Below are 25,267 nucleotides of genomic sequence, written 5' to 3'. Positions count from 1 at the left end.
GGCCGGTCTCCGGCGACTCAGCCTCCGACCACCTGGAGCGACGCCCACAGCGCCACCACGGCCGGGACCAGGGCGGCCGGCACCGCGAGGAGCCCGAGCCGGGTGAACTCCCCGACGGCGACCTCGTGCCCGTGCCGGTGCGCGATGCGCCGCCACAGCAGGGTGGCCAACGAGCCGGCGTACGTCAGGTTCGGGCCGATGTTCACCCCCAGCAGCACCGCGAGCACCGCGCCGGGCCCGGCCGGGGCGGTCAGCGGCAGCAGGACCAGCACGGCGGGCAGGTTGTTGATCAGGTTCGCCAGTACGGCGGCCAGCGCCGCGATCCCGAGCAGCGCGGCCAGGCCCGAGCCGTTCGGCAGCACCTGCCGCAGCGCGTCGGCGAGCCCGTGGTCGACCACGGCGCGCACGACGACGCCCAGCGCGAGCACGAACGCCAGGAACGCCGGTGCGGCGGCCCGCACCACCGTCAGCGGGGAGACCCGGCGCCGTACGATCGCCCGCCCGGCCAGCACCAGTGCCCCCACGAGCGCCACCCACGCCGGCCCGACGCCCACCGCCGAGGCCACGACGAACCCGGCCAGCGTGCAGCCCACGGTGACCAGCGCGAACAACGGCAGCTCCGGCGCCTTCCCGGTGTCGGGGGCGTGGACCGGCGCCCTCAGCTCGTCGGCGAACCACCGCCGGAAGACCAGGTACTCGGCGCCGATCGCGGCCAGCCAGGGCAGCGTCATCAGTGCCGCGAACCGGGTGAAGCTCAGCCCGCTCGCCTCGAACGCCAGCAGGTTCGTCAGGTTGGACACCGGCAGCAGCAGCGAGGCCGTGTTCGACAGGTGCGCGCAGGCGTAGACGTGGGGTGCGGCGCGGACGCCGGCCCGGGCGGCGGTGGCCAGCACGACCGGCGTCAGCAGCACCACCGTGGCGTCCAGGCTGAGCACGGCCGTGATCGCCGAGCCCAGCGCGAACACCGCGGTCAGCAGCCGTCCGGGAGACCCCGCCGCCCAGCGCGCCATCCACGCCCCGCAGGCCCGGAAGAGCCCCTCGACATCGCAGAAGTGGGCGAGGACCAGCACCGCGGCGAGGAAACCGACCACCGGCCCGAGCCGCTCCACCTCCGCCCACGCATGCGCCGGCGAGATCACCCCGGTCCCGATCGCCACCCCGGCGGCCGGTACCGCGACCGCGGCCTCCGGAAGGTCGAAGGGGCGCAGAACGGCTCCGAGCAGTACGGCGACGAGCAGGGCAACGGACAGTACTTCGGCGAGCGGGGTGTTCAGAGCGGGTCCTTCATGACGTGATCGAAGACGTGCCCGCACATGAAAACAGGCTGCGGTAAGAGTCCTGCGGGCACCCCTGGCCGGGACGGATCAGCCACCGGTGCCGGGCTGGACCACGGTCAGGAACACGGAGGACTCGTTTCCGGCCACGGGTACCTCACCGGCCGTCCACGCCACCTCGATCGAGTCCCGCTCGTCCGGCGGCGTCACGAGCAGCGCCTCGGGCGTGGCCGTACGGGCCCCGCTGATCTCGGGGCTGGCGAAGGACAGCCCGGCCCAGGCGCTGCGGCCGGGGGCCAGCGTGACGGTGGTGGGCGTGTCCGGGGAGCGCTTCGGGTCCGGGCCGAGCTGTTTGCCGGACGCGTCGACGAAGGCGGCACCCGGGTAGCCGCGCACGGTGCAGGTGCGGTCGGCCGTGTTGGTCAGCACGATCGGGAAGTTCCGCTGTCCGGCCCCCGGGCTGGGGCGGCCGATGGAGGCGCGCAGCTCGGAGGTGTGGCACCGCGTGGTGGAGGCGGCCGGCTCGGTCGCGGGGCTCCCGGTCCCGGCCGTGCCCGGTTCGGTCGTACGGCTGCTCGTGCCGACCGGTGTCTGGACGGCGCCTGACGAGTCGGCGCCGTTGTCGCAGGCGGCCAGCAGGGCCACCAGCGCGACGGCGCTGACCAGGGGGGTCGCTCGGTGTAAGGCGTGGAATGCCCGTGCACGTCCCATGTTGGTGACGAATCCCCGTTTTGCCGCCGAGTACTCAACGTTTTCCCGCCGGGTCCTCACTCCTCGTCGAGAAGCCCGATCTCCGCCCAGATCGTCTTGCCGTCGGCCGTGTGCCGGCTGCCCCAGCGCTGGGTCAGCTGAGCGACCAGCAGCAGCCCGCGGCCGCCCTCGTCGAAGATCTTGGCGCGGCGCAGATGCGGTGCCGTGTGGCTGGTGTCGGACACCTCGCAGATCAGCGTGGCCGCGTCGTGGATCAGCCGGAGCCGGATGCCGGGGGTGCCGTAGCGGATGGCGTTCGTCACCAGCTCGCTCACCACCAACTCGGCCGTGAACGACGCCCCCCGACGACCATCGCCACCCGCATCCCGGACAGCGGGATCACGTCGAACCAGTCGCCGCCCACCCCCGACCGTGCCGCCGGCAGATAGCGGGAGGCCGCTTCGAGCGCCGCGGTGCGCGGCAGGGAGCGGGGCAGCAGACTGCGCTGCAGGGCGAGGGCGGTCTCGCGTTCGCGGGAGTAGCGGCGGGCGTTGTCGATGCAGACGGCCGCGCGTGCCGTGATCTCCTCGGCCAGCAGCACGTCGTCGGGGGTGAAGGGGGCGGGGTTCCTGAACCGGGTGAGCACGGCGACGCCGAGGGTGGTGCCGCGGGCCCGGATCGGTACGGACATCGTGGTGTGGATGCCGTACTCCTTGATCCGCGCGGCGCGTGCCGGGTCCCAGGTGAGCCACTGGGCGAGGTCACCGGCCGACGTCGAGGCCACGATGGTGCGGGCCGCCAGCAGCGCGTCGGCCTGGGGCGACGGGGTGGGATACACCTCCACGTGGCCCAGCTCGGCCACGGCTTCGGGGTTGCCCGGGTTGACGGATCGGTGGGCGGTCCGGCGCAGGCCGATGGGGGCGGTCAGCCGGGCTGTGGGCGCGTCGCCGCCGTGCTCCGGCGGGTCCAGCAGGTCGACGCTCACGAAGTCGGCGAGCGCGGGGACACAGATGTCCGCCAGCTCCTGGGCGGTCCGGGTGACGTCCAGGGTGGTGCCGATCCGGACGCTGGCCTCGTTCACCAACTGCAGCCGCTCCTGGGCCTGGTGCTGCTCGGTGAAGTCGTGCGCGGCGACGGACACGCCGCGCACCCGCCCCTCGCCGTCGGTGATCGGGGCCATACGGGCCAGCCAGGCGAACGTGCGGTCGCCCCCGACCGGCACGTACGTCCGTACGTCGGTGCCCCGGCCGGTGGTGAGCACGCGCAGGAGGTACTGCTCGATGTCCGTGCTCTGTGCCCTGCCGGCCAGTTCGGGCGCCCGCAGCCCGCGCACCTGCTCCTCGGAGAGCCCGAGGACCTCCGCCATGACGGCGTTGATCCGCCGCAGCCGGAGCCGCTCGTCGTAGATCGCGATGGCACAGGGGGACTCGAAGAGACCGACATGGTCCAGCGGATCGTCGGTCGAACGGGGTTCGTCCCCTTCGAGCGGCGTGACCACGAGCCAGCGGCCGGGGCCGTCGTCCCTCGGCGGGACACGGTGGGCGAGCAGCCACACGGACACCGCGCCTCCGTCGCGATGGCGCAGGGTGACGGTGCCGTCCCAGCGGTCGCCCTCCGGCGCCACAGATCCGCCTGCTCCGGCACCGGCCAGCAGATCCACGGCGGGGCGGCCCACGACCTCGGCGACCCGGTGGCCCAGCAGCCGCTCGGCCCCGGCGTTCCACTCGACGAGGTTGCCGTCGTCGTCGATGACGGCGCGGGCTGTCGCGGCGTCGTCGAACGGATACTCCGGGTTCATCGCTCCAGGCTAGTGCGTCGGGTTCGCCACCATCCCGGAAGTCACGCGCGCACCCTTGACGGTATGGCGTGCCACCCCGTCAGAATCTGTTTGTTCACGATCAGTTGTGAGTACTTCTGCGCCCTGATGAGGGAGAGCCGCCCGTGACAGTCACTCGAAGATCGTTACTGCTCGCCTCCGGTGCCGCCCCGGTGGCCGGAGCGTTGCTGACCGCCCCGACGGCCCGGGCCGCCGAGGCCGTCGAATCCGCCGGCGCCGGATCCGGCCGCCGTACGGTCGCGCTGCGCGACGGCTGGCGCTTCGCCCTGGTGAACCCCGGCGGGATCACCGACCCCACGGGTGCCTACGCCGGTGCCGCCGAGCCCGGCCACGACGACTCGGGCTGGCGCGAGGTCGCGGTGCCGCACGACTGGAGCATCGAGTTCGCGCCGACCACCGAGCACGGCACCACCAGCGGCACCGGCTTCTTCCCCGGCGGCCTCGGCTGGTACCGCCTCGCCTTCACCCTGCCGCCCGGCCTCGCGGGCAAGCGGATATCGGTGGAGTTCGACGGTGTCTACATGGACTCCTACGTCTACTGCAACGGCGAGGAGGTCGGCCGTCACCCCTACGGCTACACCGGCTTCGCCTTCGATCTCACCGATCTCGTGCACACCGACGGCAGCACCGAGAACGTGCTCGCGGTCAAGGTGCAGAACCGCCTGCCCAGCAGCCGCTGGTACTCGGGCAGCGGCATCTACCGCGAGGCCCGCCTGGTGGTCACCGAGCCGGTGCACGTGGAGCGCTGGGGTACGGACGTCACGACACCGGAGATCACCGAGGAGCGGGGCGTCGTACGGGTGCGGACCTCCGTGGTGAACGCCTCCGGTACCGGCGCGGACGTCGAGGTCGTCTCGCGGGTCGTCGATCCGGGCGGTCGTACCGTGGCCCGTACGTCCTCCACCGTCCCCGTCACCGACAAGGCGACCGAGACCCACGAACTCACCGTTACCGAACCGAAGTTGTGGGACTCCGACACCCCGCACCACCGCTACACCCTCAAGACCGAACTGCGCGTCGACGGCAAGGTCACCGACACCTACCGCACCACCTTCGGCTTCCGCACCTTCCGCTTCGACCCGGACGAGGGCTTCCACCTCAACGGCGCCTACACCAAGATCAAGGGCGTCGACCTCCACCACGACCTGGGCGCCCTCGGTGCCGCCGTCAGCATCGACGCCATCCGCAGACAGATGACCCTCATGAAGTCGATGGGCGTCAACGCCTTCCGCACCTCCCACAACCCGCCCTCGCCGGAGATGATCCAGGTCTGCGAGGAGATGGGCATCGTGATGCTGGTGGAGGCCTTCGACTGCTGGCGCTCGCCCAAGACGCGCTACGACTACGGCCGCTTCTTCGACGAGTGGGCCGACAAGGACGTCACCGAGATGGTGCTGGCGGCCCGCAACTCGCCCGCCGTCCTCGCGTGGTCGATCGGCAACGAGGTCTCCGAGTTCACCTCGACCTCCGGCCTCGCCATGGCCGACCGGCTGATCGCCGCCATCAAGGCCTGCGACGACACCCGCCCGATCGTCATCGGCTCCCACCGCCACCGCAGCGTGCCCGCCCCGGGCTCGCCGGGCGATCTGATCCTGGCCAAGCTCGACGGCCTCGGCCTCAACTACAACACCGCCAAGTCGGTGGACGCCCTGCACGCCCGCTATCCCCACCTGTTCCTCTTCGAGTCCGAGTCGTCCTCCGAGACGTCCACGCGCGGCGCCTACCAGGAGCCCGAGCGCCTCAACACCGGCGAGAACCACACGCCGGGCAGGCGGTCGACCTCGTCGTACGACAACAACCTCGCCTCCTGGACCATGAGCGGCGAGTACGGGCACAAGAAGGACCGGGACCGGAAGTGGTTCGCCGGGCAGTTCCTGTGGTCGGGCATCGACTACATCGGCGAGCCCACGCCGTACGACGTCTTCCCGGTGAAGGCGTCCTTCTTCGGCGCGGTCGACACGGCCGGCTTCCCGAAGGACATGTACCACCTGTTCCGCAGCCAGTGGGTCGACGAGCCGATGGTCCACCTGCTGCCGATGACCTGGAACCACCGGGAGGGCGACACGGTCGAGGTGTGGGCGTACTCCAACGTCGACACCGTCGAGCTCTTCCTCAACGGAAAGTCCCTCGGCACGCGGACGTTCGACACCAAGAGGACCGTCGACGGCCGGGCCTACCTGGAGACGACCGAGGCGACCGGCGACGACAAGACCTTCACCGACGGTCCCTTCCCCGGCAGCTACACCAGCCCGAACGGCAGCGCGGGCAAGCTCCATCTGACCTGGAAAGTGCCATACAGGGCAGGTGAGTTGAAGGCGGTGGCGCGCAGGGACGGCAAGGTGGTCGCCACCGATGTGCTGCGCACGGCCGGCGCGCCGAAGGCCGTACGGCTCACCGCCGACCGCAAGGCCCTTGCCGCCGACGGCCGTTCGCTGGTCTTCGTGACCGCCGAGGTCATCGACGCCCGGGGTGTGGTGGTGCCCGACACCGAGGACCTGATCGCCTTCGAGGTGACGGGCGGCTCGCTCGCCGGCCTCGACAACGGCCGAGAGGAGAGCGCCGAGCGCTACCAGGCCAGTACGCGAACGGCCTTCTGCGGCAAGGCGCTGGCGATCGTACGGTCCGGTACGAAGGCGGGCTCTTTGAAGGTGACCGCACGGGCCGAGGGCCTGCGGGCGGGCAACGTGAGCGTGCGCACGACACCCGCCCGGTCGGCCGCGCTCACCCCGGCCGCGGAGTTCGAGCCCGACTGTCCGACGCCTGCGAACCACCCCTCTGCGGACGCCAGTTACTCCGGCCGCCCGGACACCCTCCCGGCCGCCATGCTCGACGGCGACCCGGCCACCGGCTGGTCCAACGGCTTTCTCAAGGCGGCCACGGCCCTGCTGCCGGCCTTCGACGGAGCCCGGCCCGAGGACTGGGTCTCCGTCGACTTCGGGCGGGCACGGACCATCGACCGGGTGGAGGTCTCCTTCACGGTGGACGCCCCGCACACTCTGCCCGCGTCGGTGGTGGCGGAGGTGTGGGACGGCCGGCGGTACGTGCCGGTGGAGGGGGCGTCCGTCGACTGGGCCACCGCCTCGGACGCGCCGAGCGTCATCACCTTCGACGCGGTACGAGGGTCCCGGTTGCGACTGATCCTGACCAGCGCCCACCCGGGGGAGCCCCGAGGGGCGATACGCATCAGCAAGCTGGAGGCGCCGGCCACCTGAGCCACGTCACGGTCCGGACGCCGGGCTCAGCCGCGCCCCTTCAGGGGGGGCGGGGCTGTTTCGATATGCGGCTACCGCCGCGTGGGCGCGACCAGCCACGACGGCGCCGCAGCCGAAAGCCGCCCGTCCGGACCGTTGACGGACTGTCATGTCGCCAACAAACATGGCTGCGTCCGCCTCTGGGAGCGCTCCCACCCCGAGCGTAACCCGCCCCCCACCCGAGGAGCCCAGACGTGAAACGACGCAGAACCACCCTGCTGACCCTGACGGCCCTGCTGGTCGCAGGCCTGACCGCCGCACCGGCCGGCGCCGAAGAGGTCGAGCAGCTGAAGAACGGCACCTTCGACACCACCACCGACCCGTGGTGGACGACCAGCAACGTCACCGCCGGCCTGTCCGACGGGCAGCTCTGCGCGAACGTCCCGGGCGGCACCACCAACCCCTGGGACGCCGGCGTCGGCCAGTACGACATCGCCCTGGTGAAGGGGGAGTCGTACCGGTTCTCCTTCACCGCGAACGGCTCGCCCGAGGGGCACGTCGTGCGGGCGATCGTCGGCCTGTCGGCGGCGCCGTACGACACCTACTTCGAGGTGACACCGGAGCTGAGCGTCTCCGGGAACTCGTATGCGTACACCTTCACCTCGCCCGTCGACACCCCGCAGGGGCAGGTCGCCTTCCAGCTCGGCGGCAGTGCGGACGCGTGGCGCTTCTGCATGGACGACGCCTCGCTGCTGGGCGGTGTCCCACCCGAGGTCTACGAGCCGGACACCGGGCCGCGGGTGCGGGTCAACCAGGTCGCCTATCTGCCCGCCGGGCCGAAGAACGCCACCCTGGTCACCGACGCCACCGAGAAGCTGCCCTGGCAGCTGAAGAACGCGTCCGGCGCCGTGGTCGCCCACGGCTGGACCGTGCCGCGCGGCATCGACGCCTCCTCCGCGCAGAACGTCCACTCCATCGACTTCGGCGCCTACCGCAAGCAGGGCGAGGACTTCACGCTGGTCACCGACGGAGAGGCGAGCCGCCCCTTCGACATCGGCACGGCCGCCTACGAGCGGCTGCGCCTCGACGCCGTGAAGTACTACTACACGCAGCGCAGCGGCATCGCGATCCGCGACGACCTGCGCCCGGGCTACGCCCGCCCCGCCGGGCACATTGACGTCGCGCCCAACCAGGGCGACGGCAACGTGCCCTGCCAGCCGGGCGTGTGCGACTACACCCTCGACGTCACCGGCGGCTGGTACGACGCCGGCGACCACGGCAAGTACGTCGTCAACGGCGGCATCTCCGTGTGGGAGCTGCTGAGCACGTACGAACGCGAACGGCTCGCCCGCACCGGGGAGTCGGAGAAGCTGGGCGACGGCACGCTCGCCATCCCGGAGAGCGGCAACAAGGTGCCGGACATCCTGGACGAGGTCCGCTGGGAGCTGGAGTTCCTGCTGAAGATGCAGGTGCCCGCGGGGCAGCCGCTGGCCGGCATGGCACACCACAAGATCCACGACGAACAGTGGACGGGCCTGCCGCTGCTGCCGAGCGACGACCCGCAAAAGCGCGAACTGCACCCGCCGTCCACCGCGGCGACCCTGAACCTGGCCGCGACGGCCGCGCAGGCGGCGCGCCTGTACCAGCCGTACGACAAGGAGTTCGCGGCGAAGACACTGGGCGCCGCCCGCAAGGCCTGGACCGCGGCGCTCGCGCATCCCGACCGGTACGCCTCCGAGAGCGACGGCATCGGCGGCGGCACCTACGCCGACGGCAACGTCACCGACGAGTTCTACTGGGCCGCGGCGGAGCTGTATCTCAGCACGGGTGAGAAGGAGTTCGCGGACCACGTCCTCAACTCACCCGTCCACACCGCCGACATCTTCGGCCCCCTCGGCTACGACTGGGCCAGGACGGCGGCAGCGGCCCGCCTGGACCTGGCGACCGTGCCGAGCCCGCTGCCCGGCCGGGACAAGGTGCGCCAGTCGGTGATCAAGGGCGCGGACGGCTATCTGGCCACCCTGAAGTCACAGCCGTACGGCATGCCCTACGCCCCGACCGGCAACCTCTACGACTGGGGCTCCAACCACCAGATCCTGCACAACGCCGTCGTCATCGCCACCGCGTACGACATCACGGGCGCCTCGAAGTACCGGGACGGCGCGCTGCAGAGCATGGACTACCTGCTGGGCCGCAACGCGCTGAACATCTCGTACGTGACCGGCTACGGCGAGGTCAACTCCCGCAACCAGCACGCCCGTTGGTACGCCCACCAGCTCGACCCCGGCCAGCCGAACCCGCCGGTCGGCACGCTCGCCGGCGGGCCGAACTCGAGCATCCAGGACCCCTACGCACAGAGCAGACTCCAGGGCTGCGTCGGCCAGTTCTGCTACATCGACGACATCCAGTCCTGGTCGACCAACGAGCACACCATCAACTGGAACTCGGCCCTGACCCGGATGGCGTCCTTCGTGGCGGGCCAAGGGTGACGCGCTGAAGCCGCTCGGGCGGCACACTGAGGGTATGAACTCGCCGGCTCCGCGGGCCGACCCGCGCCGCACGACCGTCGTGGTCGTGGGCATCGACCGCTACGAGGCGGGAGCGGGGTGGGATCTCGACGGCCCCGTGGCCGACGCGCTGCGGTTCGCGCGGTGGTTCATGTCCCGAGGTGTGCCGCCCGAGCGGATCACCGCACTGCTGTCCCCGCCGCCCGAAAACGGTCCCAAGGCGGACGACCTGCCGTACACCGTCCTGCCCGCCGACCGCGCCACCGTGCACCGCACCCTGCTGAGAACCGTCACGGCGGCGCCGAGCGACCTGCTGTGGGTCGTGTGGGGCGGCCACGGTGTGGTGGACGCCGAGGGACGCCGCCGGCTCCTCTACGCGGACGCCACCGTGCACGACCCGCTCAACCTGGACTTCGACGCCCTCCTGACGTACTACCGCTCCGCGCCGGACCATCCCCGGCAGATCTGGCTCGTCGACGCCTGCCAGAGCCTGCGCGACCCGTGGCGGACGCGGCGCCTGCTCCCGCACGAGGACTACGGAGCCGCGAGCCCGGTGACCGCACGCGACCAGGCCGTACTCTTCGCCGTACGCCCCGCGAGGCCGCCGCGAACCTGAACCCCTCCCGCACCGGCCTGTTCAGCCGTGAGGCCCTGGCCGTGCTCACCGACAGCGCCGGCTGGCCACCGGACCCCGGCGCGGTGATGGACCGCCTGCGCGACCGCTTCACCCACCTGCGCGCCGCGGGCCTGGCGCAGCAGACACCCACCTACGTCTGGTCACGCACCTGGGACGGCGACGAGGGCCAGCTCCTGTCCCTCGGCCACGCCGACGGAGGCGGCCCCGAGCAGCTCACCGACCTCACCCCGGACCGCCTGCGCACCCTGACGGACGCCCTGCTGGCGGTCGAGGAGTTCGTGCAACCGCAGGGGCGGGAGGAGATCCTGGGGCTGCTCAGGATCGGCGTCCGGGCGGCCATCCCACGGCACAGCCGCCCGCGCCTGGACACGATCAGCATCCTGCGCGTCTGTGCGCGGCGGCCCGGAGCGCTCAGGGAGTTGGCGGAGGCTGTGCTCCTGTGCGCGGGAGGCGGGCCCGAGGCCGAGCGGGTGCACGGGCTGATCGTCGAGATGGCAGGGCCGCCGCACCGGCATGGGGCCTGATGCGCGGTCACGCCGCTTATACATACCGGCTGTCGGTCCCTTAGCATCGGGCCCCCTGTACGAGCCCCGTGAAGCGGCGGAGTCCGCGAGCGTCGACTCCTGGTTGCCCCGTCTGTCCCATCTGACGCTGGAGGACCTCCCCCAGGCCAGCCACGCGGCGCTGCCCGCGGTGGACGTGCTGCTCGACAGCGTCGACCGGTCGTTCAGCACCCGGGGCGGCAGTGAGGGAGGCTGACCGCAATCCGGTCCGGGACCACGGAACCACGGGCCGGCACCTGAGCCGTCACCGACTCGATGACGACCTGCTCCGACTGCTCTGTCCCGTGGAGACCTGGTCGGCGCGGTAAGGGCCGTACGTCCAGACCGGGTTGATCGTCGCCACCGCCGCCATGAGGGCGAGGACGCCGAAGAGCAGGAAGAAGAAGCCGCCCGCCTTGGCCAGGTACACCGGCATGAACGGGGCGCCGACGACATTGCGTTCGGTGCGTCCGGGGCCCGTGAACTGGGTGTGCTTGTGGTACACGACCAGCAGCACGTGCGCCACGACCAGCGCCGCCATGATGCCGGGGATCACCAGGATGTGCAGGGAGTAGAAGGGAGTAGAAGCGGGCCACGATGTCATGGCCCGGGAACTCGCCGCCGAACAGGAACATCGACAGATACGTCCCGACGATCGGAACGGACAGCAGCGCGCCGTTCACGAACCGCAGGCCCGTCCCGGACAGCAGGTCGTCCGGCAGCGAGTAGCCGAACAGGCCCTCGAACAGGCCGAGGAACAGCAGGGACCAGCCGAACAGCCAGTTGATCTCCCGTGGCTTGCGGAACGACCCCGTGAAGAAGTGCCGCGTCATGTGCGTGAGCATCCCGGCGACGAAGACCAGCGCCGCCCAGTGGTGCAGCTGCCGCATCAGCAGCCCGCCCCGCACGTCGAAGTTGATGTCCAGCGTGGAGGCGTACGCCTCGGACATGCGGACGCCGTTGAGGGGGAGGTAACTGCCGTGGTACGTCACCTCGTTCATCGAGGGGTGGAAGAAGAAGGTGAGGTACACGCCCGTCAGGATCAGGACGACGAAGCTGTACAGGCAGACCTCGCCGAGCAGGAAGGACCAGTGGTCCGGGAAGACCTTGCGCAGATACCGCCGGCCGAGGGAGTGGATGCCGAGTCGGCCGTCGAACCAGTCCGCGACCCGCTCACCCCGGCCGGGCAGCTCACGGGCGCTCACGCCTCCCCCCCATTACCTTTTTGGTAGCCCCGCAATGGGGCGCCCGGCCTTCGGAGTTGGCATGACTTTCTCCCCCTGTCGATCGCATGTCTTGGGGGGTGGTGTCACCGGCTCCGGAGGCATCGACAGACCGCTGATTAGGGGCATGACCACCGGCTTCTTCGCAGGTCGGGAGGCTCTTCGTAATGTGGATGTGGCGATCGGTGCCGTGGGACGGCCGGGCGAGGACGACCGAAGGACGCACGTGATCGACGTCAGTGACATCGGCGCTTTCCTCGGCCTGGACGTCGGCAAGGGCGAACACCACGCCACCGCCGTCACCCCGGCCGGGAAGAAGGCCTTCGACAAGCGGCTGCCCAACAGCGAGCCGAAGCTCCGCGAAGTGTTCGGCAAACTGCAGGCCAAGCACGGGACCGTGCTCGTGGTGGTCGACCAGCCGGCCTCGATCGGGGCTCTGCCGCTGGCGGTGGCCCGGGACATGGGCTGCCCGGTCGCCTATCTGCCCGGCCTGACGATGCGGCGGATCGCCGACCTCTATCCCGGCGAGGCCAAGACAGATGCCCGCGACGCGTTCGTCATCGCAGACGCGGCCCGCGTCATGCCTCACACGCTCCGCTCGGTCGACCTCCAGGACGAGACCATCGCCGAGCTGGAGATGATCGTCGGCTTCGACGACGACCTGGCCGGCGAAGCAACCCGCATCAGCAACCGCCTGCGGGGCCTGCTCACCCAGATCCACCCGTCGCTGGAACGGATCCTGGGCCCACGCGTCCAACACCCGGCCGTGCTCAAGCTCCTCGACCAGTTCGGCTCCCCGGCCCAGATCCGCAAAGCCGGACGCCGACGGCTCATTGCGTTGATACGCCCGAAGGCACCGCGGATGGCCGAGCGGCTCGTCGAGGACATCTTCACCGCACTGGACGAACAGACCGTCGTCGTCCCGGGCACCGACGCGGCCGCTCTGATCGTCCCCAGCCTCGCCAACTCGCTCCGAGCGGTGCTTGACCAGCGGAAACTCTTGGCCACCCGGATCGAGGAACTGCTGGAGAACCACCCTCTTTCCAAGGTCCTGACGTCCATGCCGGGGATCGGCGTCAGGACCGGAGCCCGCATCCTCATCGACGTCGGCGACGGCCGTTCGTTCCCGACCGCCGCCCACCTCGCCGCCTACGCCGGCCTCGCCCCCACAACCCGCAGTTCTGGCTCCTCGATCCGCGGCGAACAACCATCCCGCCGCGGAAACAAGCAGCTCAAACGGGCCTTCTTCCTGTCCGCGTTCGCGGCTCTGGCCGACCCGGCCTCCCGGACCTACTACGACAAGAAGATCAGCCAGGGAAAACACCACACCCAAGCCCTCCTCTGCCTCGCGAGACGACGAGCCGACGTGCTCTTCGCGATGCTCCGCGACGGCACCTTCTACGACCCCCAACCCGCCCCATCAGCTTGACGAAACCCATAGGGGCACCCCCCCCGCGCACGTGCGTCAGCTTGTCGGGGTTGCTGACGACATAGACACCGGGCACCCGCTCGCCGTCCGGCGTGAGGTCCAGGACCAGGACGGCGTACGGCTCCGCGCCCTCGAACAGCACCGCCGCGTCGTCGCCGTTGACCCGCCGGTATCGCAGCTCCAGGTGGCCCGCCCCGCCGCCCCGGCTCGCGTACGAGCCGAGCGGCCGGACCGCCTTGTCCCGGCCGTGCACGGGACGCAGCCCCGCCCGCCTGCGCTTGCCGCCGGCGTCCGTCCACACCGTCACGTCCGGCGCGAGGATCTCCATCAGCGCGGCGATGTCCCCGCCCACCGCGGCCCGCACGAACCGCTCGGTCGCCTCCCGCCGCACCCGCGGATGAGCCTCGTACAGCGGCCGCCGAGCGTGCACATGCCCCCGCGCGCGATGCGCCGGCTGCCGTACGGCCGCCGGGCTGCGGTCGATGATCTCCGCGATCTCCGGGTGCGGGTACCCGAACACCTCGTGCAGCACGAACACCGCGCGCTCCAGCGGCGACAGCGACTCCAGGACGACCAGCATCGCCGGCGACACGGACTCGGCGCGCAGGGCGGGGGCGCCGGCGCCGTCGTCCTCGCTGTCCGTGACCAGCGGCTCGGGCAGCCACGGGCCGACGTACGTCTCCCAGCGGCGGCTGATCGCGGCCCGCCGCGCCAGCGCGTGGTTCACGGCGATCCGCACGAGGTACGCCCGCGGTCGGCGATCCCGTCGAGCGGCGAGCCCCCGCCTCGCACCGACCACGACAGCCAGGTCTCCCGCAGTACGTCCTCGGTGTCGGCGACGCTGCCGAGCATGTGGTAGACGAGCCGAACATCAGCTCACGGTGCTCGACGAAGACGCCGGTCGCGTCGGCGGTGACGGTCATGGGGATGTCGGACATGCGGTGGGCCTCCCGGTGCGCGCTCACTACTGCGAGGCCCGGCGGGGACCGGAATGTGACATCCCACGGTCGAAGGTGACCCACGTCTCGATGACGCCGGGCGCGGCCTCGTCTCCGACGTCCCGTTCCGCATCCCCTGGTACCGGCGTACATCACACTTGACCTGCGCGTATTTACGGTCGAGTACCCGAGCGGTACCGTGAAGGGCATGCCAGCTCTCAACGTGGAGTTCAGCGACCGCGAGCTAGAGGACCTGCGGCAGATCGCCAAGGAACGCGGTACGTCGATGAAGGCGCTCGTGCGCGAGGCCGCAGCGGCCGACATAGCGCGGCATCGGGCGCTGCAGGAGGGCGCCGAGGCGTTCCGCCGGTTCTTCGCGTCGCACGCCGACGAGTTCGCGGCCGCCTTCCCCGACGACGAACCGTCCGCCAAGGGCGAGGGACGGGCCGCCTGACCGATGGCACCCGTGATCCATATCGACGTGCCCTGGCTGCTCCAGCGTCACGAAGAGGTCCTGCCGGACCAGCCCACGATCAACGACTTCTCCGCGTTGGTCGCCGCCGTCGCCCGACATCGCGTGGACCCGCCCCGCCTGGGTGTCGACTCCGACCCGGCCTGGCGGGCCGCGGCGCTGCTGCACACCCTCGCCCTGCTCAAGCCGCTTCCCTCGGCCAACGCCCGGTTCGCCTGCGCGTCCGCGGTGGCCTACATGTTCGTCAGCGGCGTGGGCATCGACCCGCCCTATGGGGCTCTCGTCGACCTGGCCCGTGACCTGATCTCCGGCAAGGTCGATGTGTACGGCGCGGCCGACCGGCTGCGCTCCTGGCAGATCTGAGGCCGGCCGGACCGGCGTACCGACTACGCGGGGGCGCGCGCGAGTTTCACACCGGGCACATGGAATGTCGAAAGCTCGTGCCGATGTGGAGAGTCGCCGCGGTATCTGACCCTCTTTCAAAGGTGCGGATGTTGCCCAAGTGCCTTGTTGGCCATTGGTGTGCTGTGCAAGGGTGAACTACCCGTGGGGGGTGGGAAAAGGCCGGGCTCATTCGTTCCGTGGGGAACCGGGCGGATGGACGTTGGTGAAATTCGCGCTCCCCGCGCTCGCGTCGAAGAGGTACACACCAAGTCGCTCTCCTTTTCGGCGACCGGAACTTCTGAGTCATGCGCGTGGGAAGGAATCCGTTCAGTGCCCACCCCCCACCCCCCTCGCCCTCCTTACCCCCCGCCCGCCGGGGTTCCCGAGGAATCCGACGAGGGTCTCGCCGCCCGGCTGCGGGGCCGTCCGGACGGTGAGGCCGCTCCGTCCGTCGCGCTGCTCATGGCGCGGCACTGGCAACCGGTCCACGAATACGCGGTGATCTGTCTCGCCTCCCCGGCGGACATCGCCGACATGGTCACCGCTGCCGCCTTCCACCAGGTCCTCGATCGCCTGGCGCTGGGCGAACCGGCCGCCGCGCTGCGTCCCCGGCTGCTCGTGGCCGTCCGGGACGTGGTCCGGCAGTGGTCCGCCGAGGACCGAATATCGGGCGTGATGCCGGAGCTGGAGAAACCCGCGGGCGGTCGCGGTATGCGTACCGCGAAGTCCATGACGCCCGAAAATCGGAAGCTCGCCGATCGGTCATTCCAGGCGCTTCCGGGACTTGCCCGGTGTCTGCTCTGGCACACCGAGGTCGAGGCCGAGCCGTTAAGCGTCCCCGCCGGTCTGCTGGGCATGGATACCGTTACGGCCGCGGCCGCGCTCGAACAGGCGCGTGATAAATTCCGCGAAGGTTGTGTACATGCCCATCGGGAACTCGCGCCGACGAAGGATTGCCGCTTCTACAACCGCCTCCTCGACGTCCCGATTCGCCGGGGTGGGGCCCTGCTGCCGGATGTCCAGCAGCATCTGACCGGGTGCCGCTACTGCCGCAACGCCGCCGAACAACTGAGCCATTTCGAGGGCGGGTTGGGTGTGCTCATCGCCGAGGCGGTGCTCGGCTGGGGCGCGCGCCGCTATCTGGACACCAGACCCGGCCGTACCCAGGGCGACGGACCCCGCACCCAAGGCGCCGCCCGGCACGGTGCCGGACGGCGTCGGCTGCTGCCGCGGATCCCCGCACAGGTGCGCAGGGCGCCCGGCGGACCGCGCTCCCGGACGTTGCTCACGGGAGTGGGAGTGGCCTCCGTTGGGCTGATCGCGATCATGCTCGCGGCCGGGCTGCTGTCGGACGACGACGGGGCCGACCCGGCCGCCTCCGCCACGGGTGGCGGCACCGGATCCCAGGTGCCCCCCGCGGTCTCCTCTTCCCCGCCCGGCACGGCCCAGCTCCCCAACGCACCGCGGCAGACGAGGCTGCGCAACGCCGACGCCGAGCTGTGCCTCGACATCCGGGGCGAGCCGAAGGCCGGGGCCGGGACCGAGCTGGCCGAGTGCTCCTCGGACGACACCCAGCAGTGGTCGTACGAGAAGGACGGCCTGCTGCGCAGCGTGGCGGACCCCGACCTGTGCCTCGACTCGCACGTGGACGCCGGTGTGGTGATCCTCGGCAAGTGCGTCGACGACGACTCGAAGCGGGCCGACGACGTGCGCTACGACCTCACCGTGCAGGGCGAGTTGCTGCCCCGCTGGGACGAGCAGCTCGCCGTCACCTTCACCGCGGCGGACGCGGGCGCCGACATCGTCGTCAAGGTCCGCGACGGCTCCGACGAACAGCGCTGGCTGACCGATCCGGTGGCGTCGGCGAGCCCCGGGTCGCTGTCGAGCGCGCAGAGCGGGACGCCGGGGGCTCGGGCGGTGGGGTTGGCGGAGGAGGACGCGTAGGCGTAAGGCGTGGTCGCTACCGGCAGGCGGCGTGGCGGCGGGGGCCGGCTTCTTCGTGGCCGGCTTCTTCGGACCGGTCGGCGGCGACCGCTTTTGCGTGCGCTGTCGGCCGCAGCGGAGACGAAGAGGCTGCGTTACCGCCCGCCGCCACCGGCTTCCGCCGGGGTGACGGGCGGGACGGGCTCGACATGCGGGCCTCGCCTCGGCGTCCGGGAGACCCGCGACCGGCCGGGAACCCCGGCCTGGTTCACGACATCCCGCGGTGCCCCGCCCGACAGGAACGCGGTCACGTTCTGGACGGCGGCCAGGGCGATGCGGACGAGGGTCTCGCGGGTGACGCCGCCGGCGTGTGGGGAGAGCACCACGTTCGGGGCGCGGAGCAGGCGCAGGGCCGGGGTGGGCGGTTCGGGGTCGAAGACGTCGATGCCCGCCCCGGCCAGGGCACCCTTCTCCAGTGCGTCCGCGAGGGCGTCCTGGTCGATCAGGGCGCCCCGCGCGGTGTTGATCACGAACGCCGACGGCTTGAGGAGCGCCAGCCGCTCGCCGTTCAGCAGGTTCCGCGTCTCGTCGGTGAGCGGGGCGTGCAGGGAGACGTAGTCGGCGGTGCGCAGCAGTTCGTCGAGCGGGACATGGCGGGCACCGCCGAACTCGGCCTCCGTCTCCGGCGGCAGCCGGCGTCGCCCGGCGTAGACGACGCTCATGTCGAACGCGACCGCGCGGCGCGCGACCTGCCGCCCGATCTGGCCCAGGCCGACGATGCCGAGCGTCTTGCCGCACAGTTCGGTCAGCGAGTGCCGCAGCCGGGGCAGTGCCCAGTCGGCCTCGACGAGCGCGGTGTGCGCGGGGACCAGCTGCTTGGCCAGGGCGAGCATGAGGGCGAAGGTCTGCTCGGCCACGTTCTGCGCCTCGGCACCGCTGGAGCCGATGTTGCACACGCGCACTCCGCGCTCGCGCGCCGCGTCCACGTCGACGTAGTCGAAGCCGTGGCTCGCGCACTGCACCAGCTCCAACCCCGGCGCGGCGGCGAGGTGTTCGGCGGTGACCGGCGCGAGCGCGGTGATGACGACGTGCGCGGCGCGCAGGGCGGCCGGGTCCTCGTCGGCCACCTCGACGACGGTGACCTCCGCCCCCTCGGGGAAGAGCGTGGCGAGGCCGGCGCCGATGTCACGACCGCCCACATGGGGCGAGATGACGGCGAGGACGTTCTTCGTGACGGTCATGCGGATTCCTCGGTGAGGTCGGCGGGGCCGATCGTGGCGGGGGTGGCGTGCCCGGACAGGGCCAGGGTGAGGTCGAGTTCGGCGAGCAGGCAGCGGATCACGTGCTCGACGCCCGCCTGTCCGTCGAGGCCGAGCCCGTACGCGTACGGCCGCCCGACGAGCACCGCCCGCGCGCCCAGCGCGAGCGCCTTGAAGATGTCGTCGCCGGTGCGGATGCCGCTGTCGAACAGCACGGTCAGCCGGTCGCCGACCGCCTCCACGACCCGGGGCAGGGCGTCCGCCGCGCCGATGGAGCCGGCCAGCTGGCGGCCGCCGTGGTTGGAGACGACGACCCCGTCCATCCCGGCGTCGGCGGCCGCACGGGCGTCGTCCGGGTGCAGGATGCCCTTCAGGACGATCGGGCCGTCCCAGTGCTCGCGCAGGAACGCCAGGTCCGGCCAGGTCTTGGCGGGGTCCGCGAACATGCCGACGAAGTGCATCACGGCTGCGTTGGGATCCTCGTGCACCGGCTTGGCCAGGCCCGCCTGGAAGGCCGGGTCGGAGAAGTAGTTGGCGGTGCCCACGCCGTGCAGGAACGGCAGATACGCCTGGTCGAGATCGCGGGGCCGCCACGCCAGCATCGGCGTGTCCAGGGTGACGACGAGCGTGCTGAACCCGGCCGCCTTGGCCCGGTTCAGGAAACTCCGGCCCACCTCCGGGTCCTTCGGCCAGTACAGCTGGAACCAGCGCTCGGCGTCGCCCATCGCCTCCGCCACCTGCTCCATGGGTGTGCCGGCCGCCGAGGAGAGGGTGAACGGCACGCCCTGCGCCGCCGCGGCCCGGGCGGCCGCGCACTCGGCGTCCGGGTGCATGATCGACAGCACGCCGACCGGCGCCAGCGCCAGCGGAGCGGGCAGGGAGCGCCCCAACACCTCGACGGACAGGTCCCGTTCGTGCACGTCCCGCAGCATGCGCGGCACGATCCGGCGCCGCCGCAGCGCCGCCCGGTTGGCGCGGGCGGTGCTGCCGTCGCCCGCGCTGCCCGCCACATAGCCGACGGGACCGGGCCCGAGGCGCTGCTCGGTCAGCTCCTCCAGCCGGGTCAGATCGGTGGGTAGCCGGGGGACGGCCCCCGTCATCCCGTTCAGATAGATCTCGTACTGAAAGTCCGCCCAGTGCTTCGCCATGCCGTACATCCCGCCTCTCGTCGCTGAGAACGCGCAGTACGCCGACCATACCGACCAGTAGGCAGGACGGTAGGGTCAGGGTCTGGCCGCCGACTCGTGCAGGAGGCGCGCCAGTTCGCGCGGCTGGGAGAACATCGGCCAGTGGCCGGTGTCCATCTCGACCAGCTCCCACTGGTCGCTCTTGAGGAGCGCGGCCGCGGCGGGCATCGGCTCGTCGCCGTCGAGCAGGCACTTGATGTACGTCGCCGGAAGCTCGCCGAGGTCACCGGTCAGCACGGCCGGTTCGGTCGCCGTGGCGCCCGGTGCGGGGTCGAGCCGCTCACGATCCGGGCGATCTGCTCGTCCGTCAGGCCCTGTCCCGCGTAGTCGGGCGCGGTCAACGGCGGCCAGAAGCCGGTCGCGGCGATCGCCTCCCGCACCGGCTCGCTCGGCCAGCCCGAGAGGGACGACTCGCCGTCGACCGGGACCATGGCGTCGACGAACACCACACGGGTCAGCCGGTCACCGATCCGCTGGGCCGCCTGCCCGACCGGGACGCCCGCGTAGCTGTGCCCGACAAGGACGACGTCGGGCAGATCGAGGCGTTCCACCTCGGCGACGATGTCCTCGACGTGTGTCTGCTGCCCGGTCGGCACGCCCTGTTTCTCCGCGAGACCGGACAGCGTCAGCGGATGCACGCCATGCCCGGCCTCGCGCAGCTCGGCAGCCACCTCGTCCCACGCCCACGCCCCGAGCCATGTCCCTGCCACCAGTACGAAGTTGGTCATGCCCGCAACGTAGCCGATGGGTCTGACAACGACTCGTCGTCGCCCGAAGCACCCGGGCCCGTGATCGGCGGCACGGGTACCTCGACGGTACGGACCAGCCGCGCACCCTGCGGCCCGTACACCGCCCGAGGCTCGGGGAACAGCCGCAGCAGCGTCAGGAACAGCACCGCCGCCGCGACCAGCGACAACGGCAGGCTGATGTCGACGCCGCCCGCGAGATCGCCCAGCGGCCCGACGAACTGCCCCGGGATGTTGGTGAACAGCACGCCGACCAGTGCCGCCACCCACCAGGCGGTCATGCCGCGCCAGTTCCAGCCGTGCGCGAACCAGTAACGGCCGCCGCGCTGACGGCGGTTGAAGACCTGCAGGGCGTCGGGGTCGTACCAGCCGCGCCGGGTCCAGTAGCCCAGCATCATCACGACCATCCACGGCGTGGTGCAGGTGATGATCATGGTGGCGAAGGTCGAGATCGACTGCACCAGGTCGAGTCCGAACCGCCCGACGAAGATGAACGCGATCGACAACGCGCCGACCAGCAGCGTCGCCTGCACCCGGGACAGCCGCGGGAACACCGAGGAGAAGTCGAGCCCGGTCCCGTACAGCGCGGTCGTCCCCGTCGCCATACCGCCGACCAGCGCCAGCAGACACACCGGCAGGAAGTACCAGCCCGGTGAGATCGCCAGCAGCCCGCCCACGAAGTCGGGCGCCGCCGGATCGACGTAGTCCGGGACCTTCGTGGCGATGATGCTCGCGGTCGCCAGGCCGAAGACGAACGGCAGCAGCGTCGCGAGCTGCGACAGGAACGCGGCGCCGATCACCTTGCGGCGCGGGGTGCTCGCCGGGATGTAGCGCGACCAGTCGCCGAGGAACGCCCCGAACGAGACGGGGTTGGACAGCACGATCAGGGCCGCGCCGATGAACGACGGCCAGAACAGCGACCGGGTGGCCGCGTCCGCGGAGTCCGTGAAGACGCCCGCGTACGACGGGTCGAAGTCGCCGGCGAACGCGATCGCGCCGACCAGGAAAAGCACGCTCGCCGAGGGCACGGCGATCTTGTTGACGAACAGCATGAAGCGGAAGCCGTACACGCACACCGCGAGGACCAGGCCCGCGAACAGGGCGTACGCCACGACGTACGACAGCGCACCGCGCTGCAGGCCGAAGAGCCGGTGTGCGCCGCCGACCAGGGCGTCGCCTGAGCTCCACACCGAGAGGGAGAAGAACGCGACCGCCGTCAGCAGGGACAGGAAGGAGCCGACCACGCGGCCGTGGACGCCGAGGTGCGCCGAGGACGAGACGGCGTTGTTGGTGCCGTTGACCGGTCCGAACACCGCCATCGGGCACAGGATCAGCGCGCCCGCGACGACCCCGAGGAGCGTGGCCGCGAGGCCCTGCCAGAAGGAGAGGCCGAACAGGATGGGGAAGGCGCCGAGCACGCAGGTGGAGAAGGTGTTGGCGCCGCCGAACGCGAGGCGGAACAGATCGAGCGGGGTCGCGGTGCGCTCGGCGTCCGGGATGCGGTCGACGCCGTGGGTCTCGACCTCGGTCAAGGAGGGAGTGGGGGAGGAGGGTTCGGAGAACGAAGCCTGGGGTGACTGCGGTGACTGCGGTGACTGCGGTGACTGCGGGGGCAAGGGGGCTCCAGCGTGGGCGGGGCGGTGGAGCGCGTTGTGGCGCGGCGGGGCCGACGGCCGGTGTCTGCCGCTGGGGTGTGCGGGCAGCGAGGATGCCGTCCTCTCGGGGGTCTGCAGACGGTATGGCGCAGCGCAGGATCCGCACCAGAGGACGGTTCATCCCTCTTCGGTGCTGTCAGTGGACGAATCCTCCATCAGTCGGTGTCCGTGGGTGTGCCCTCCCGCTCCGTGTCCGGCCCCTGTGCCCGCACCCGCTGGACGTTCTCCAGGGACTCGCGCAGCTCGGTGAGCCAGTCGTCCGTGTGCCGCTGGACCAGCCGTACGCACCAGGCGAGGGCGTCACTGCGGCTGCGGGCGACCCCGCCGGCGATCAGGGTGTCGAGGACTTGCCGTTCGGGCTGACGCAGCCGGGTCATCACCGGGGCGGCGATGTGGGTGAACAGGGCGCGCTCGCCGTCGCACTCCACTCCCCAGGAGACCTTCCGGCGGAACCGGTGCTCCGCCTCGCGGGCCACCCCGATCCGGGTCTCCCGGGTGCGCTCCCGGAACTCCTGGATCCGGCCCTCCACGGCCGCCTCCCGTTCGGCGGCCGAGACGTTCTCGGCCAGGTGGGGTGCGGGGATGCGGCCGATCACGGTGATCTCCTCGCGGTCGACCGTCACCTCGGCCAGGTCCTCGAAGAGGTCGTCGGGCAGACGGCCGGCGAACCAGCCGCGCAGCTTCTCTCGTTGTTCGTTGGTAATCATGTAATGACGATTACTCCGCCCGTCCACGAACACAAGGGACAGCGGCCGAGTAAGCCGAGAGCTCAACCGGAGGGCCCAACCGGAATGTTTCAGGCCTATTGCTGAGCGTGCGGTATCCGGCCACTCGGCGACTTGGAACGATCAAGAGCCGCCAAGTTCCGGCATTGGAACGTTCGAAGTCCGTTACTTCACGCCACTGATTCAATACGCAAGGTTACTGAAACCCGTGGTGTCGATGTGAGTTTCGGCGGCGGAGTCGGCAGACTCCCGCTCGTCGCTCCGGCACCGATCGCGCCGGAGCCGGCACACCCTCAACTCGAGCGGAAGGATGCACACAATGCGGAACACCGCGCGCTGGGCAGCGACCCTCGGCCTCACGGCCACCGCCGTCTGCGGACCCCTCACCGGGTCCGCCCTGGCCACCCCGGACGCCGCCCCCGCCTCGCTCTACGCACCCTCGGCCCTGGTGCTCACCGTGGCCCACGGTGACAGCGCCACCATGACCACCCCGGTGCGCGCGGTCACCCTGAGCTGTTCCCCGACGCCCTCGGGCACCCATCCCGACTCCGCCTCGGCCTGTGCCGAACTGCGCGGTGTGGGCGGGAACTTCGAGGCCCTGACGGCCCGGGACGGCATGCTGTGCACCAAGCAGTACGACCCCGTGATCGTCACCGTCGACGGTGTGTGGCAGGGCAAGCGGGTCTCCTATGAGCGCACCTTCGCCAACGAGTGCGTGAAGGGCTCGTACACCACGAGTCTCTTCGCGTTCTAAAGGACCGGGATCGCACGGTCCCCGTGCAGTTCGGCAAAGGCTCGCGGATGGGGAGTACGAGCCGTGCCGAGGGGCCCTCTGCGATCTCGCATCGGGGGTCGGCCGGGCGGAGTGGGGCCGCCCGGCCGACACCTCGGACCGCTACGAGGTCACCCGCTTTCCCCGGGGATCCGCGGCAAGGGCGCGAAACGGCCCAGCAGGCCCGCGCCGTGCAGCAGCCGCCGGATCCGCGGCGCGTCGGAGACGACCCGGAGACGGCCGCCACGGTCCCTGGCCCGCCTCTCGGCCCGGCACAGGACACGCAGTCCCGAGCAGTCGAGGAAGTCGACCCGCCGCAGATCGACCACCACGTCCGACTCCGGCCTCGCCGTCGCCGCGTCCAGATGCTCGGCGAGAAGCGCCGCCGTCGCCAGATCGATCTCACCCACGACCTCGACCACGGTGAACGGGCCGCATCTGCGCGTGCGGGCATGGGCGTTCGCCGGGGGCGGCACGGACCGGAAGGGGGCCGCGGCCATGTCCTCGGTCGGATGGGGGGCGCGGTCGTCGGCGTCCGGCGTCATGTCCGCTCCACCTCGGAAAAGGGCGCATTCGATCAGGGTTGTTACCCGGGGGCGAGGGTGGGCATCCCTGCGGCGCCACGCGCAAGATCTGGTTCACTCGACCTGGTGAATGTCACTTGCGGCGGTTGACTCTTCCCCTGTGTTGTCGATCGCGGATCGACGGCTTTGCTTGGCCACTATGAGTGACCAAGCGGGTACGGGGTACTCGGCGGTGCTGTGGAGGAACATCTTGTTTCGCCGGTCAACTCGCACAACGAGTGGGACCCGCTGGAGGAAATCGTCGTCGGGCGTCTCGACCGCGCGACGATCCCGTCCCGTCATCCGGTCGTGGCCTGCAACGTCCCGACATGGACGGGGCGGTTGCTGGGGCTGGCAGGCGGCTTCAGGTATCCGCGCGTGCTGATCGAGCGGGCACAGGACGAACTCGAACAGTTCATCGCTCTCCTGCGGTCCCTCGACGTCACGGTCAGGCGCCCCGACCCGGTCGACCACAGGCAACGCTTCGGTACCCCGCACTGGTCGTCGCGCGGTTTCTGCAACACCTGTCCGCGTGACAGCCTGCTCGTGATCGGCGACGAGATCATCGAGACCCCGATGGCATGGCCGTGCCGGTATTTCGAGACCCACTCCTATCGCCCGATCCTCAAGGACTACTTCCGGCGCGGCGCGCGCTGGACGGCGGCGCCGAAGCCGCAGCTCACCGACGAGCTGTTCGAGCCGGGTTTCCGTGCGCCCGAGCCCGGCGAGCCCATGCGCTACATCCTCACCGAGTTCGAGCCGGTCTTCGATGCCGCGGATTTCGTGCGCGCCGGTCGCGATCTGTTCGTCACGCGGAGCAATGTCACGAATCGGACGGGCATCGAGTGGTTGCGCCGCCATCTCGGGGCCGGCTACCGCATCCACGAGATCGAGAGCCGCTGCCGCACGCCCATGCACATCGACACGACCTTCGTCCTGCTCGCACCCGGCAAGGTGCTGGTCAATCCCGAGTACGTCGACGTCGACCGCCTGCCCGACGTCCTGAGGTCCTGGGACGTCCTGGTCGCTCCCGAGCCCGATCCGATCGACGACCGGGTGCTCAGGGTCACCTCGATGTGCGGCAAATGGCTCAGCATGAACGTGCTGATGGTCGACGAGAAACGAGTGATCGCCGAGCGCCACCACACCGGCATGCTGCGCGCGCTCGAACAGTGGGGCTTCGAGCCGATCCCGTGCGACCTGCTGCACTACGCGCCGTTCGGCGGCTCGTTCCACTGCGCGACGCTCGACATCCGGCGCCGCGGCACGCTCGAGTCGTACTTCGACTGACCGGCTCACTGATCGACCTGATC

18 protein-coding genes and 4 pseudogenes are annotated in these 25,267 nt (G+C 70.9%); 11 read left to right on the top strand and 11 right to left on the bottom strand.

Annotated features, from left to right (window positions below; all coding sequences use genetic code 11):
- Positions 1–17: 17 nt before the first annotated feature.
- The 3 genes and pseudogenes from QQM39_RS01690 to QQM39_RS01680 all read right to left on the bottom strand — a co-directional run bounded on the left by QQM39_RS01690 (position 18) and on the right by QQM39_RS01680 (position 3,762).
- Positions 18–1,313, bottom strand: coding sequence for an arsenic transporter (locus QQM39_RS01690; RefSeq protein ID WP_301994776.1), 1,296 nt, complete (start codon positions 1,311–1,313; stop codon positions 18–20).
- Between the two features lie 51 nt (positions 1,314–1,364).
- Complete coding sequence (locus QQM39_RS01685; protein ID WP_301994775.1) at positions 1,365–1,985, bottom strand: DUF4232 domain-containing protein; 621 nt, start codon at positions 1,983–1,985, stop codon at positions 1,365–1,367.
- 56 nt (positions 1,986–2,041) lie between these two features.
- A pseudogene (locus tag QQM39_RS01680) lies at positions 2,042–3,762 on the bottom strand (PAS domain-containing protein).
- Positions 3,763–3,905: 143 nt separating this feature from the next.
- Between QQM39_RS01680 and QQM39_RS01675 the strand changes: the two are divergent.
- The 5 genes from QQM39_RS01675 (at position 3,906) to QQM39_RS01655 (ending at position 10,895) form a co-directional block, all read left to right on the top strand.
- Complete coding sequence (locus QQM39_RS01675) at positions 3,906–7,013, top strand: glycoside hydrolase family 2 TIM barrel-domain containing protein (RefSeq protein ID WP_301994774.1); 3,108 nt, start codon at positions 3,906–3,908, stop codon at positions 7,011–7,013.
- Positions 7,014–7,246: 233 nt separating this feature from the next.
- A complete protein-coding gene (locus QQM39_RS01670) occupies positions 7,247–9,481 on the top strand; it encodes a glycoside hydrolase family 9 protein (RefSeq protein WP_301994773.1) in 2,235 nt (744 codons plus the stop codon).
- Between the two features lie 34 nt (positions 9,482–9,515).
- Positions 9,516–10,115, top strand: a complete 600-nt coding sequence (locus tag QQM39_RS01665) for a caspase family protein (protein WP_301994772.1) — start codon at positions 9,516–9,518, stop codon at positions 10,113–10,115.
- Positions 10,116–10,156: 41 nt separating this feature from the next.
- Positions 10,157–10,660, top strand: a complete 504-nt coding sequence (locus QQM39_RS01660; protein ID WP_301994771.1) for a hypothetical protein — start codon at positions 10,157–10,159, stop codon at positions 10,658–10,660.
- A 103-nt stretch (positions 10,661–10,763) separates the two neighbouring features.
- A complete protein-coding gene (locus QQM39_RS01655; RefSeq protein ID WP_301994770.1) occupies positions 10,764–10,895 on the top strand; it encodes a hypothetical protein in 132 nt (43 codons plus the stop codon).
- An 84-nt stretch (positions 10,896–10,979) separates the two neighbouring features.
- Here the strand turns inward: QQM39_RS01655 and QQM39_RS01650 are convergent.
- Positions 10,980–11,883 (bottom strand): annotated as a pseudogene (locus QQM39_RS01650) (cytochrome bc complex cytochrome b subunit); the annotation flags it as partial.
- 244 nt (positions 11,884–12,127) lie between these two features.
- Here QQM39_RS01650 and QQM39_RS01645 point away from each other — a divergent pair.
- Positions 12,128–13,330 carry an IS110 family transposase gene (locus QQM39_RS01645; RefSeq protein WP_302003442.1) on the top strand — a complete coding sequence of 401 codons (1,203 nt, stop codon included), beginning with the start codon at positions 12,128–12,130 and terminating at the stop codon, positions 13,328–13,330.
- Positions 13,331–13,358: 28 nt separating this feature from the next.
- On the opposite strand, the pseudogene QQM39_RS01640 reads toward QQM39_RS01645, so the two are convergent.
- Positions 13,359–14,268 (bottom strand): annotated as a pseudogene (locus QQM39_RS01640) (sigma factor-like helix-turn-helix DNA-binding protein); the annotation flags it as partial.
- A gap of 208 nt (positions 14,269–14,476) precedes the next feature.
- Here QQM39_RS01640 and QQM39_RS01635 point away from each other — a divergent pair.
- From QQM39_RS01635 to QQM39_RS01625, 3 genes are all read left to right on the top strand, one after another.
- Positions 14,477–14,722, top strand: a complete 246-nt coding sequence (locus tag QQM39_RS01635) for a hypothetical protein (RefSeq protein ID WP_048578995.1) — start codon at positions 14,477–14,479, stop codon at positions 14,720–14,722.
- A gap of 3 nt (positions 14,723–14,725) precedes the next feature.
- Positions 14,726–15,103: a toxin Doc gene (locus tag QQM39_RS01630; protein WP_128435748.1), complete on the top strand. Its 378-nt coding sequence runs from the start codon at positions 14,726–14,728 to the stop codon at positions 15,101–15,103.
- A gap of 351 nt (positions 15,104–15,454) precedes the next feature.
- Positions 15,455–17,068 (top strand): RICIN domain-containing protein, encoded by a 1,614-nt coding sequence (locus tag QQM39_RS01625; RefSeq protein ID WP_301994769.1) that lies wholly within the window; start codon positions 15,455–15,457, stop codon positions 17,066–17,068.
- Between the two features lie 134 nt (positions 17,069–17,202).
- Here the strand turns inward: QQM39_RS01625 and QQM39_RS01620 are convergent, their stop codons facing one another.
- From QQM39_RS01620 to QQM39_RS01600, 5 genes and pseudogenes are all read right to left on the bottom strand, one after another.
- Positions 17,203–18,288: a 2-hydroxyacid dehydrogenase gene (locus tag QQM39_RS01620; RefSeq protein WP_301994768.1), complete on the bottom strand. Its 1,086-nt coding sequence runs from the start codon at positions 18,286–18,288 to the stop codon at positions 17,203–17,205.
- Positions 18,285–19,454, bottom strand: coding sequence for a lactate 2-monooxygenase (locus QQM39_RS01615; RefSeq protein WP_301994767.1), 1,170 nt, complete (start codon positions 19,452–19,454; stop codon positions 18,285–18,287). The genes QQM39_RS01620 and QQM39_RS01615 overlap by 4 nt, the downstream gene beginning before the upstream one ends.
- A 75-nt stretch (positions 19,455–19,529) precedes the next feature.
- A pseudogene (locus QQM39_RS01610) lies at positions 19,530–20,221 on the bottom strand (alpha/beta fold hydrolase).
- Positions 20,218–21,771 carry a cytosine permease gene (locus tag QQM39_RS01605; RefSeq protein WP_301994766.1) on the bottom strand — a complete coding sequence of 518 codons (1,554 nt, stop codon included), beginning with the start codon at positions 21,769–21,771 and terminating at the stop codon, positions 20,218–20,220. Before QQM39_RS01605 ends, QQM39_RS01610 begins: the two are co-directional and overlap by 4 nt.
- A gap of 278 nt (positions 21,772–22,049) precedes the next feature.
- Positions 22,050–22,601: a hypothetical protein gene (locus tag QQM39_RS01600; RefSeq protein WP_301994765.1), complete on the bottom strand. Its 552-nt coding sequence runs from the start codon at positions 22,599–22,601 to the stop codon at positions 22,050–22,052.
- A 337-nt stretch (positions 22,602–22,938) separates the two neighbouring features.
- Between QQM39_RS01600 and QQM39_RS01595 the strand changes: the two genes are divergently transcribed.
- Positions 22,939–23,373 (top strand): protease inhibitor, encoded by a 435-nt coding sequence (locus tag QQM39_RS01595; RefSeq protein ID WP_301994764.1) that lies wholly within the window; start codon positions 22,939–22,941, stop codon positions 23,371–23,373.
- A 149-nt stretch (positions 23,374–23,522) separates the two neighbouring features.
- Here the strand turns inward: QQM39_RS01595 and QQM39_RS01590 are convergent, their stop codons facing one another.
- Positions 23,523–23,891: an STAS domain-containing protein gene (locus QQM39_RS01590; protein ID WP_302003441.1), complete on the bottom strand. Its 369-nt coding sequence runs from the start codon at positions 23,889–23,891 to the stop codon at positions 23,523–23,525.
- Positions 23,892–24,152: 261 nt separating this feature from the next.
- On the opposite strand from QQM39_RS01590, the gene QQM39_RS01585 reads away from it, so the two are divergent.
- Positions 24,153–25,244, top strand: coding sequence for an amidinotransferase (locus QQM39_RS01585; protein ID WP_301994763.1), 1,092 nt, complete (start codon positions 24,153–24,155; stop codon positions 25,242–25,244).
- Positions 25,245–25,267: the final 23 nt, after the last annotated feature.

This window comes from Streptomyces sp. DT2A-34 (assembly GCF_030499515.1).
Taxonomy (GTDB): Bacteria; Actinomycetota; Actinomycetes; order Streptomycetales; family Streptomycetaceae; genus Streptomyces.
This window is presented reverse-complemented; position numbering and strand designations above follow the sequence as displayed.